General features: G+C 50.6%; 11 protein-coding genes. 10 read left to right on the top strand and 1 reads right to left on the bottom strand.

Going from position 1 to position 11,494, the window contains the following annotated elements; genetic code table 11:
* Nucleotides 1-303 precede the first annotated feature (303 nt).
* The 10 genes from ABF287_RS16490 to ABF287_RS16535 all read left to right on the top strand — a co-directional run bounded on the left by ABF287_RS16490 (nt 304) and on the right by ABF287_RS16535 (nt 9,965).
* A complete protein-coding gene (locus tag ABF287_RS16490; RefSeq protein WP_347186092.1) occupies nt 304-510 on the top strand; it encodes a hypothetical protein in 207 nt (68 codons plus the stop codon).
* 504 nt (nt 511-1,014) lie between these two features.
* Nucleotides 1,015-1,644: a TadE family protein gene (locus tag ABF287_RS16495; protein ID WP_347186093.1), complete on the top strand. Its 630-nt coding sequence runs from the start codon at nt 1,015-1,017 to the stop codon at nt 1,642-1,644.
* A 3-nt stretch (nt 1,645-1,647) separates the two neighbouring features.
* A complete protein-coding gene (locus ABF287_RS16500) occupies nt 1,648-2,811 on the top strand; it encodes a hypothetical protein (RefSeq protein WP_347186094.1) in 1,164 nt (387 codons plus the stop codon).
* On the top strand, nt 2,808-3,395 hold the full coding sequence (locus ABF287_RS16505; RefSeq protein ID WP_347186095.1) for a L,D-transpeptidase: 588 nt from the start codon (nt 2,808-2,810) through the stop codon (nt 3,393-3,395). Before ABF287_RS16500 ends, ABF287_RS16505 begins: the two co-directional genes overlap by 4 nt.
* A 1-nt stretch (nt 3,396) precedes the next feature.
* On the top strand, nt 3,397-4,794 hold the full coding sequence (locus ABF287_RS16510; protein ID WP_347186096.1) for a CpaF family protein: 1,398 nt from the start codon (nt 3,397-3,399) through the stop codon (nt 4,792-4,794).
* Between the two features lie 2 nt (nt 4,795-4,796).
* Entirely contained in the window at nt 4,797-5,759 is a 963-nt protein-coding gene (locus ABF287_RS16515; RefSeq protein ID WP_347186097.1) for a type II secretion system F family protein, read from the top strand.
* A 30-nt stretch (nt 5,760-5,789) separates the two neighbouring features.
* Nucleotides 5,790-6,716, top strand: a complete 927-nt coding sequence (locus ABF287_RS16520; protein ID WP_347186098.1) for a type II secretion system F family protein — start codon at nt 5,790-5,792, stop codon at nt 6,714-6,716.
* 116 nt (nt 6,717-6,832) lie between these two features.
* Nucleotides 6,833-7,882: a Gfo/Idh/MocA family oxidoreductase gene (locus tag ABF287_RS16525; RefSeq protein ID WP_347186099.1), complete on the top strand. Its 1,050-nt coding sequence runs from the start codon at nt 6,833-6,835 to the stop codon at nt 7,880-7,882.
* Entirely contained in the window at nt 7,879-8,910 is a 1,032-nt protein-coding gene (locus ABF287_RS16530; protein WP_347186100.1) for a Gfo/Idh/MocA family oxidoreductase, read from the top strand. Before ABF287_RS16525 ends, ABF287_RS16530 begins: the two co-directional genes overlap by 4 nt.
* Nucleotides 8,907-9,965, top strand: coding sequence for a Gfo/Idh/MocA family oxidoreductase (locus ABF287_RS16535; RefSeq protein WP_347186101.1), 1,059 nt, complete (start codon nt 8,907-8,909; stop codon nt 9,963-9,965). Before ABF287_RS16530 ends, ABF287_RS16535 begins: the two co-directional genes overlap by 4 nt.
* Nucleotides 9,966-10,110: 145 nt before the next feature.
* Here ABF287_RS16535 and ABF287_RS16540 read toward each other — a convergent pair.
* The coding region (locus ABF287_RS16540; RefSeq protein WP_347186102.1) for an alanine/glycine:cation symporter family protein at nt 10,111-11,494 on the bottom strand (1,384 nt) is incomplete at its 5' end.

Here is an 11,494-nt window from a genome sequence, read left to right on the forward strand (position 1 = left end):
CTGTCTCATCTTCCACTCCTTGGTGGTTACGATGAGCCAGAAACACTCTCTTAGCAAATACGACTATTTGGACCCATAGGCGCTGACGTCAGACACTCGTTATTCTTGTAACACCACGTCTCGTTCAGCCAGCAACGCCTGATACGCAACTGGCTTCGCCGCTAGATGAGACTGTCCCAAGCAACGACGTAGAGTTGTTCCTGCTAGGGATGCTTGAAGTTGACAATCAACTTCTAACCCGCTTCCGAGAAGGTCGCGGCGCGCCAGGGCCTTATGGCCACATAATTGAATTGGAGTTCGAAGATGGCATCATTAAAAAGTAAAAAGATTGGGTTTATAAGTATCGTCATCTCCTGTGCATCCCTTGTTGCGGGGTGCGCAGATTATGAGAACAACTGGGACACCGTGTCGTTTCGTGCCGGTGATGCTGTCTATCGAAATTCTGTGATGCAACAAATCGACCCACGTCCCGCAAACGCCTACATCAGCCCTGTTGGCGCAGGTGGGTGACGCGAGGCGTTTTCGGGTTTGAGGAGATTGCTAGAGGGTTAGTTGAAAGAAAGACATGCAACAGCATTTCGGGCCTAGGTTAATAGATGATCGGCGCGGTGCCGTGCTGGTGGAAGCACTTTTGGTTCTTCCAATCCTTACTATATTGACCTTTGGAATTCTTGAAATGGGCCAATTGATGTGGCAGCGTCAACAACTTCAAGTTGGTGTGCGCGACGCTGCAAGGTATTGGAGCCGCTGTCGCACAAGCGTTGCGATGTGTAATGACAGGGCGAGAAATATTGCGTTTTACGGGACTCCTGAAACAGGGACCGCCCTGCGTGTTCCGGGTTGGAATACTGAGCTTCAGCTCACTATTAGCCCCAACACGCTTCCCAATCCCCCCCAGCGATCAGATATCGTTAGGGTTCATGGCGAGGTTCAATATTTGGGTTCACCAATGTTTGATGCAATTTTTGATAGCGGCATCACCATACAATATTCATATACGACTAGGTACATCGGATGGTGAGCGGTTCCAAATTTAAAAAGCTAATATCTGACAAGGCTGGCGTAGTGCTTGTCGAAGCGATGATTTCGATGCCAATCGTTATCTTGGTTCTTGTCGCGATGGTTGAATTCGGGACGGCCGTATTTCAATGGAACCAAAGTGTTAAAGCTTTGCAAGTAGGCGCGCGGCTCGCCGCAGTGTCTTCACCTATTGTGACGGATGCCGATTATTTGACTCTTGAAAGTGATTTAGCAGGTCTTTTAGAAGGTGATCCTGTTCCAAACGGCGTTAGATCCGTTAGCTGTGGCGCGGGCGCAGCGACTTGCAATACGGCAAACTTTGATCGTCTCTATTTCGGCAGTGATGGCCGTTGTGGTTCGCCTGGAACATCTGTACCGGGCATGTGCGACGTCGCACCCTTGTTGTCCGCTGATGTGATTAAGGTAACGTATCGCCGTTCTGGCTTAGGATATGTTGGGCGCCCTTTTGGACCGGTGACAACAATTACAGTTGAACTTCATGATGCCTCATTCAATTTCTTACTTTTTGGGAAACTTATTCCAGGGCTTAATAGTCTTAAAATTCCCTCTAATCCTGTTTCAATCACAAGTGAAGATGTATCGACCTGTGGGTCTGGGTGTTAAAAAATGACAATTCAATCCGAAATTACTCAAAGTGAAAATGACCATGTTCTTGTGTTCGATAGTAGTTCACATGATGTTGGTGAACTGCAATCCGTAATCAAGTCGCAAGCGCGTATAACTGCGCGCCTGGCGGAGCCGCTTCATACACTGTCTGCGCCGCTTACGGGTTTGCCCAATCTTGTGATTATCCACTGTGATACGGTCGAAGAAGTTGAATCTGAAACCATTCGTCAATTGCGCGCCGATTCCCCAGATTTGCAAATCGTTGTTATTTCGAATGAATTGCCTGCAAACCAAGCTAGATTTCTGTTGGCCCAAAAGGTTCAGGATTGGCTCGTCAGACCCACTGACACTCAGGAATTGATTACAACAATTCGAAAATCCATTGGATCGCGCAAGACAACTGATCACAAGGTGCATGCCGTCATTTCCACGGCAGGCGGCGCTGGTGCGACCACTGTTGCGCTTGCAATGGCTGGTATCGCTTCGAAACAACTTGCAAAGCGCCGTCAATCTGTCGCTCTTTTCGATCTAGATTTTTCAAGTGGCAGTGCTGGTCAGTATCTGAATATGCGAAATGACTACAATTTGGGAGCTGTGTCTAACTCGCCCCAGCGCGTCGACCAAGAATTCATTAAGGTAATTCAGAAGAAATATGAACAAGGCTTTTTCCTCTATTCGTTTCTTCGGCCTGAGCTGAATACTGAAATGAACGGGTATGAGCTTGTTTTGCGCATGCTGGACGCCGTAACGATTGAGCATCCGCAAACCTTTTTGGACATTCCCTATTACGAAACTGAGTGGCGCGATGACGTGCTGACGGCCATAAATAGCTGCTCAATCGTAACCGAGCTTAACCCGCCTTCATTGAAACACACGATGAATCTGATTGAGCGGATCAAACGCTTGCGTCAAGAAGAAGTGGAAATCACGGTACTGGTCAACAAATGCCAATCTAGCATTTTTGGTCAACGGATTGGGCGCAAAAAGTTAGAGCAACTTTTAGGAGCGGTTCCAATTATCTATTTGCCACTCAATATACCTTTGATGAGTGAAGCTTTGGAGCGGGGGATTTCGTTAACAGAAGTTGCGCCACGAACAAAGTTTGCGAAGATTCTGACGAAGTATATGAAAAAGGGCATACTAACTGAGAAGAGCTCAGCATGACCCGAGTTGTCCCCAGCAAATACAATCGTCGCAGTGCTTTATGCCTTGTAGGCGCGTTTTTTGTCGCGGGGGCAGCTGAGGCAGGCAATAAGGGTGTTCCGCGGACACATGGCAAAGAAACGATGAAAGTCGTTCCGTTTGAAAGCACCCAAGCTGCTGGCACGATCTTTATCTATAACGACGAACGGTTGCTTTTTAGAACGTTGGGCAATGGGACTGCGGAGCGGTACCAAATTTCGGTTGGTCGAGATGGTTTTACGTGGACGGGTGTGAGTTACGTTGGGCGTAAAGTCAAATGGCCGGAATGGCGCCCTCCGGCGGCGATGCGGGCGCGGCAGCCGTCGCTTCCGGCTTTCGTTCCAGCTGGGCCATATAATCCACTTGGTGCGCGTGCGTTGTATTTGTATTCAGGAAAGGCAGATACACTGTACCGAATTCATGGCACAAACAGTGCCGACACCGTTGGTGGCTATGAGACTTCGGGGTGTTTTCGGCTTACAAATGCTGATGTGATCAATCTATTCAGTCAGGTGCCAGTCGGCACGAAAGTCGTTGTTCAAAAATCTATGGGTAAAGGTAGTTAACATGGCAGGACGCTTTTTTAAAAGATCTGAAGCCAAGACGGACACTTCGGAACCGCTTGTTTTGGGAAGCGTGGAGACGAAGAGTGAAGTTTCTGCGCCTGTCGAACCCGTTAAAACGCCGGCCAATGCGTTAGATTTCGTTGACGAGCAGGTTAACCTTCACAGGTACCTTCTAGACAAAATCAATCTTACTATTCTCGATACAATGGAAGATGATGAGTTGCATGAGGAGCTTCGCCCACTCGTTCGCGCCTACGTCAAAGATAAAAATTTTCCAGTTGCTTCTACTGAACTAGACAAGCTCATCACTCAAGTGAGCGATGAGATGTTGGGGCTTGGCCCGCTCGAGCCATTGCTTAAAGATGACACTATTGCAGATATTCTTATCGTCGGCCCGAACACCGTGTTCGTTGAGCGCCGTGGTAAGATCGAAAAAACGGCCGTTCGGTTTAAAGACGACGACCACTTGATGCGGATCATCAACAAAATTGTGGCGTCCGTTGGACGGCGTGTCGATGAAAGCTCACCTTTGGTTGATGCGCGACTGCAAGACGGGTCACGTGTCAACGTTGCGGTACGGCCCGTAGCGATTGATGGCGCGCAGGTCTCTATTCGTAAATTTTCCAAAAAACCGATGTCTCTTGATAAGCTTGTCGAAGTGAATGCGCTGTCGAAAGGGATGGCAGCCGTTTTGTCTGCGGCGGTTGAAGCGAAAGTGTCGATCGTTGTTTCGGGCGGTACTGGGTCTGGTAAGACGACCATGTTGAATGCTTTGTCTTCATATATTCCTGAAGATGAACGTCTTGTGACCATCGAAGACGCGGCCGAGTTGCAGCTGCAGCAGCCGCACGTCGTCCGTCTTGAGACACGGCCACCAACCGTTGACGGTAAAAATGAAATTATGCAGCGTGATTTGCTCAAAAACGCACTGCGTATGCGACCTGATCGCATCATCGTGGGCGAGGTTCGTGGCGGTGAAGCGTTTGACATGCTGCAAGCCATGAACACCGGTCACGAAGGTTCTATGTCCACTGTTCACGCAAATACGTCGCGCGATGCATTGAGCCGCATGGAGCAAATGGTTGGTATGGCGGATCTGCCGATGAACCAAACGGCCATTCGCAATCAGATCGCGTCTGCGGTTCACATGATTGTGCAGCTATCCCGTCTGCGAGATGGGTCCCGCAGGGTGATTACGATTTCTGAAATCACGGGCATGGAAGGTGACGTGATTCAGTTGCAAGATATTATGAAGTTTGTGCGCACCGGCGTTCGAGATGACGGCACTATCATTGGCGAATATCGCGCCACTGGAATTCGACCAAGGTTCTTGAAAGATCTTGAGACAATGGGTGTTAACCTCAATTCAGAGTACTTCGATCCATCAAAGGCGAACTAAAGATGCTTACGAGCCCTTTTTTCATTTATGGCACGATTTTCCTTGCAACAATTGTGCTTGTCGACGCAATTTTTCGGTTTCTGAGCTCGCGTGTAAAACGCAAAAAAGAAACACGCAATCGCCTAGAAACGCTGAGGGACACAGAGGGCGCTGATACAGCCTATAAGGAACTCCTCATGCGTCGCGGCTTTGGTGGCCGACGCAGGGAGCAAAGTATAGCGAGCTGGATCAATACCATGATCGGGCAATCGGCGCTTGAAATCAGCACTCCACGACGCGTGCTGTATGCAATTCTGCTTTGGATCGCCGGTTTTGTCATCGGGACATTGTTCGTTTCAAACAACCCCTATGTTCTTGTTGGCTTTAGCTTCGTGTTTCTTGTGGTGGCCGCGTTTATGATTATTTATGTCGTTCGCCAACGTCGAATGACTGCTTTCACACGGCAACTACCGCAAGCGATTGATATTGTCGTTCGCAGCCTACAAGCAGGTCACCCGTTGACGTCTGCCATCAAGCTGTGTGCCCGTGAAATGCCAGACCCAATCGGGTCCGAATTCGGCATCTTATCTGATCAGCTCACATTCGGCTCTGAACTGGATGCGGGGATGTTGAATATGATCGATCGGGTGGGTGTAGGCGAACTCAATTTGCTGGCCGTTACGGTCAGCGTTCAAAAGGGAACCGGCGGGAACCTTTCAGAGATTCTCGAAAACCTTGCACAAATGATCCGTGACAGATTGATGATCAGAGCCAAGATCAAAGCAATCTCTGCTGAGGGGCGGATAACCGCCTGGATCATGATGCTGTTTCCTGTGTTTCTGTTCTATATGATCCTATTTCTTGTCCCGACATATTACGACCAACTTTGGGAAACCGGGTATGGTGCGTATGTTGTATGGGGCTGCTTGATAATGATTTTCTTTGGCATGATGATTATTCGAAAGTTGATCAATTTTGACTTTTAAGGTTTCAAAGTATTCGTGGGGAGTTTTGACGTGAATGAAACGTTTGTTTTAATTGCCGTTTTTATTGCTGTCCTTATCCCAACATTTGGCATTCTTGCTGCGATACAATCGCGAGCAGAACTGAAGAAGAACTTGGAAGACCAGCCTGCGAGGTCAAGGACGCTGTCCAGCGCGCAAATTGATGAGGCGCTGGGAACCGAAAATAGCAAAATGCGCTACTATTTGAGCGTGATGCAGGAAGGCCAAAAGAACAGCTTACCTATGCGCTTGATACAGGCTGGCTTTCTGTCGTCAGCAGCTATTTGGTGGTTCATGGTCATTCGCGTATTGGTTGTTATCGCCATTTTGGTGATAACGCAGGCGTTCTTTACTATATTATTCCCGAAGGTAACGACATCGCTTGTCATTTTCATCGGTTTGACGCTTGGCGGCTGCGCGTTCATTCTGACGTCCGCTGTTCTAGAGAATATGGGCAAAAGGCGGCTGCGTGAGTTCAAGAAGTTGTTTCCAGACTTTATGGACCTATTGCTTGTTTGCATCGACGCGGGGTTGAGTATCGAAGCCGCGCTCGATCGTGTGACCCGTGAGTTCTTGCAAACAACGCCTGATTTTGGCGTACAACTTAGTATTATTGGTTTGGAAATCCGTGCAGGTCTTCCATTACATCAGGCAATTGCAAACTTTTCCCAGCGAATTGATCTCGAAGAAGCACGCGTACTCGCGGTATTGTTTAGGCAATCTGAGGAATTGGGCTCGAGTATGTCAAAGACATTGAGAAGCTTTAGTAAAGAAATGCGGGAACTCAGAATTATTAAGGCTGAAGAAAAAGCAAATGCGCTGCCAGTGAAAATGCTGTTCCCCATGGCGTTGTTCATGTTCCCAGTAAACTTGGTGATCGTATTGGTTCCAATTTTGATTGTGATTATGTCGGTGCTTTCTGGTTTGACTCCGCAATAGTGGTCGCGTGGCCCGCCGATTAAGTAAGAGAGCCTTGCACAGCCTGCATAGTTGTTGCGATCGTAGGTCTTGCGTTTCGTTGCGTTGTGCGGGCGCGACAATGGGGTAGGTCAAAAATGACGATACAAAGAAAAGAAGTCGCCCTTATTGGTGCAGGCATGGTCGCAGTATCTCATGTGAATTCTTGTGTGGACGCCAACGAAGTCGTGCGGCTCAAGGGAATTTTGTCGCGCAGTGGCGATAGCGCGCGTGCCTTGGTGCAAGAATGCTCCGATGGCACTGGCGAAGACGTCATCGTTTACAACTCAATCAACGAGATTGCCTCCGATCCTGATGTGGATTTTGCAATCGTTGCGACACCACCGAATGTACGCGCTGAAGTTATCAAGCCGTTAATCGCTGCGGGAAAACATATTCTTCTGGAAAAACCGATTGGCCGCACCGCTGAGGAATCTCAAGCGATTGTTGACATGTGCCATGATGCGGGCGTGACCTTGGGCATTGTTTTTCAACACCGCACAAAGCATGCCTCTAAGGCGGCTGCCGCCCTTATTAAAGGCGGTAAGCTGGGCGAACTTGGGGTGGTTGAGTTCAACATTCCGTGGTGGCGCGCGCAGGACTATTATGAAGAACTTGGCCGCGGCACCTATACGCGTGACGGGGGCGGCGTTTTGATCAGCCAAGCCATCCACACGATTGATTTGGGGCTGAGTTTGACGGGACCCGTTCGCGCCGTCACAGCAATGGCAAAAACGTCTCGGCTTCATAATATGGAGGCTGAGGATTTCGTGGTTGCGGGGTTGGAGTTTGCCAATGGCGCCGTCGGATCGCTCACTGCGAGTACCGCGAGTTTTCCAGGTCGTGCAGAAAGTATCACGCTGCACTTTTCCGCTGCGTCGCTTCTACTTGAAGGCGGCGTTCTCACGGTGACATGGCGCGATGGCACCCGCGAAGTGCTTGGCGAGGCCGGTGGCACTGGCGGTGGAGCTGACCCCATGGCGTTTTCACACGCGTCTCATCAAGCCATCATCGAAAATTTTGCCCACGCGCTAAACGGCGAAGCGGAACTTTATGTTAGTGGCGCACGTGCTATGGCGGCGCACACGTTGATCGACGCAATTTTACGCGCGGCACGAACAGGCACCAAACAGGAGGTCGGCATATGACATCGGCTGTCAAACCATCCACGTTGAAATTTGCAGCCATTGGCATCGATCATCGGCACATTTTTGGAATGGCGCAAAATCTGATTGCGGAAGGTGCTGAATTCGTGGGGTTCTACACGGAAGGTACGCCCGAGCCGCTGGAGGGGTTTATCAAACGCTTTCCAACTGTTCCAAGAGCAAAATCCGCTGAGACGTTTTTGAATGATCCAAGCATCGATATCATTTTGCTTGCGGGGGTGCCTTGTGACAGAGCTGGATGGGCGATCAAGTCTATGATCGCTGGCAAAGATGTTCTGAGCGACAAACCTGGATGCACAACCTTAGAGCAGTTGAACGACGTGCGCGCCTGTTTGGCGCAAACGGACCGAATTTGGTCAATCAACTTTTCAGAACGATTCCAAGTGCCTTCGGCGACCCGTGCGGCTGAACTGGTGGCCGAAGGGGCTATTGGGAAAGTCGTTCAAACTGTCGGTATGGGGCCTCATCGCTTGAACCGCGCCACGCGCCCCGATTGGTTCTTCGATCGCCAGTCTTATGGTGGAGTCCTTGCCGATATTGCCAGTCATCAGGTCGATCAGTTTCTGTTTTTTACCGGTTCGACCGACGCCGAAGTGACCATGGCGAATGTTGGAAATTACGCCAATCCAGCCGACACGGGCTTGCAAGATTTTGGCGAGATGTCCCTGCGCAGTGATGCGGGTCATGGCTATATTCGCGTGGATTGGTATACGCCGGACGCCTTGCCAAACTGGGGGGATGGTCGCCTGACAATTTTGGGCACGGAAGGTTACATCGAACTGCGCAAATACGTTGATGTGGGCGGCGAAGAGGGGACGGATCATCTCATTCTCGTTAACGGGGATAAATGTGAAAAAATGCGCGCGCTGGATGCGGGTGTGCCTTTCTTTGGACGCTTTCTTGAGGACGTCCGCAATCGCACCGAGACGGCCATGACTCAGGCGCATGCATTAAAGGTTTGTGAACTCGCTCTGCAAGCGCAAGAACTGGCTGAGGAGCGGTTCAAGTGATCCATGTTGCGATTTTGGGCGCTGGCATCGGGAAGTTGCACCTTGATGGTTTTCGCGCACTTCCAAATCGGTTCAACGTGGCTGCTGTGTGCGATCTGGACACGGAACGCGCCGAGATGTTGCGCGAAGCAGGTGAGGACTTCAAAGTTCTGTCAGATGTGGCCGAGGTCATGGCTGATCCCGAGATCAACTTGATCGACATTTGTTTGCCGCCGCACCTGCATGTGGACATTGCCATTCAGGCGCTTCAAGCGGGCAAGGATGTCATTTGTGAGAAGCCTCTTGGACGGTCGCTTGCTGAGGTGGACAGGTTGCGCGCTGCGATTGATCAGTTTGGCTGTCAGGTGTTTCCGGTCTTTCAATATCGATATGGGTTGGCAACTGCGCAGCTTGCGGCATTGCAGGCTGCTGGGCTGACGGGACGCGCGCTTGTGGCGAGTGCGGAAACCCATTGGAACCGCGAAGGCGATTACTACGCCACGCCATGGCGCGGCACGTGGAAAGGCGAGTCCGGTGGGGCGCTGCTGGGGCATGCCATTCATGCGCATGATCTTTTGTGCAATTTGTTCGGACCTGTGGCGCAGGTGAGCGCGATGACTGATACATTGGTGAATGACATTGAAGTTGAAGACTGTGCGACCGTGTCAATGCGGATGGAAAACGGTGCCTTGGCGAGCAGTTCAGTAACGCTTGGAGCGGCGCCGGACACATCACGGTTGAAGCTTTGTTTTGCTGGGCTTACAGCGCAAAGTGGGTCATTGCCGTATGCGCCTGCACAAGGCAAATGGACGTTCACCGCGCGTGGCGACACATTGCAAAGTGACGTGGACCGTGTTGTTCAAAGCGTGCCTGAAACACTTGGCGGGTTTGCGGGGTTTCTCGACGCTGTTGCGGATGCAATGAATGGGGCAGGTGGGCGCGAGGTGACGTTTGAAGACGGCCGCAGATCCATCGAGCTGGTGACAGCTCTTTACACATCTGCGCGCGAGGGCCGCTTGGTGCGCTTGCCAATTGATGCCAATGACCCGCTTTATGGTGGGTGGACACCTGCGTAACGTTGCTTTGGCGACGACGCGGTGTCAGTTGTTAGGTTCTATACTTTTGGTCGGTTGCTTGTTGCGAGAGGTGTTTGCGCACCTGTTCAAAGCAAAACGGCGCAATATAACATTGCGCCGTTCCAGTCATTTATAGGTCGTGTGGTTAGTGCTCGAACTTCTTGATTTCGCCTGATTTTAGACGATCTGCGTATGAAGCAAGCTCTTTGCGAACCAGTTTCATCAAGAAGTAGAGTGCAAAGATATTCACAACAGCCATTGCAAAGATCGCAGCATCTGAGAAGTCGATCACTGGGCCGAGCGAAGCTGCAGCGCCAATCACGATGAAGATACAGAAGATAACTTTGAACACGAGCTCAGATGTGTTGCCTTCGCCGAACAGGTATGTCCAAGCTTTCAAACCGTAGTAAGACCAAGAGATCATGGTTGAGAAAGCGAAGAGAACAACTGCCACAGCCAAAACATATGGGAACCAGCTGATGCCAGAAGCAAAGGCTGCAGATGTCAAAGCCACACCAGAGTTGCCGTCGACAGTTGCGATAGCTGTGCCAGCTTCGTTCAGCGCGTAAACACCTGTTGCAGGGTCGATGATCAATTGCTGAGAGATCACGATGACCAAAGCAGTCATAGTACAGATCACAACAGTATCGATCAGTGGCTCAAGCAAAGACACGAACCCTTCTGTGATTGGTTCTTTTGTTTTCACAGCAGAGTGCGCAATCGCAGCGGAACCAACGCCAGCTTCGTTCGAGAACGCAGCGCGTTTGAAGCCTTGAATCAAAGCACCAACCATACCGCCAGCAACGCCAAGACCCGTAAAGGCACCAGCAAAGATCTGACCAAAGGCCCAGCCGATCATGTCGTAGTTCACGATCAAGATGATCGCAGCCGCACCCACGTAAAGAATGCCCATGATTGGCACAACTTTTTCGGTGACGTTTGCGATGGATTTGATGCCACCAACGATAACCGCGAAGACAACGCCAGCAAAGATGATGCCTGTGATCCAGCCTGGGTAGTCGCCTACGATGCCAGAAATCTGTGCGTGTGCTTGGTTGGCTTGGAACATGTTACCACCGCCAAGTGCGCCCAAGATACAGAACACAGAGAACAAGATCGCAAGGATTTTGCCGCCAGGAAGTCCAAGCTCGTTAAAGCCTTTGGAAATGTAGTACATTGGACCACCAGAAACGGTGCCGTCTGGGTATTCGTTGCGGTATTTCACGCCAAGCGTACATTCGGTGAACTTTGATGCCATGCCCATCAGACCCGCAAGGATCATCCAGAATGTTGCACCAGGGCCACCGATACCGACCGCCACCGCAACACCAGCGATGTTGCCGAGGCCAACGGTACCCGACAGAGCGGTTGCAAGCGCTTGGAAGTGGCTGACTTCACCAGCGTCATCAGGGTCAGAGTAGTCCCCTTTCACAAGCTGAATAGCGTGCTTGAAGAAGCGGAACTGAACAAAGCCAAAGTAGACAGTGAAAATTGTCGCAGCGATCACAAGCCACATCACGATCCACGGA

Origin of the sequence: Pacificibacter sp. (assembly GCF_039769035.1) — a bacterium.
Taxonomy (GTDB): Bacteria; Pseudomonadota; Alphaproteobacteria; order Rhodobacterales; family Rhodobacteraceae; genus Celeribacter.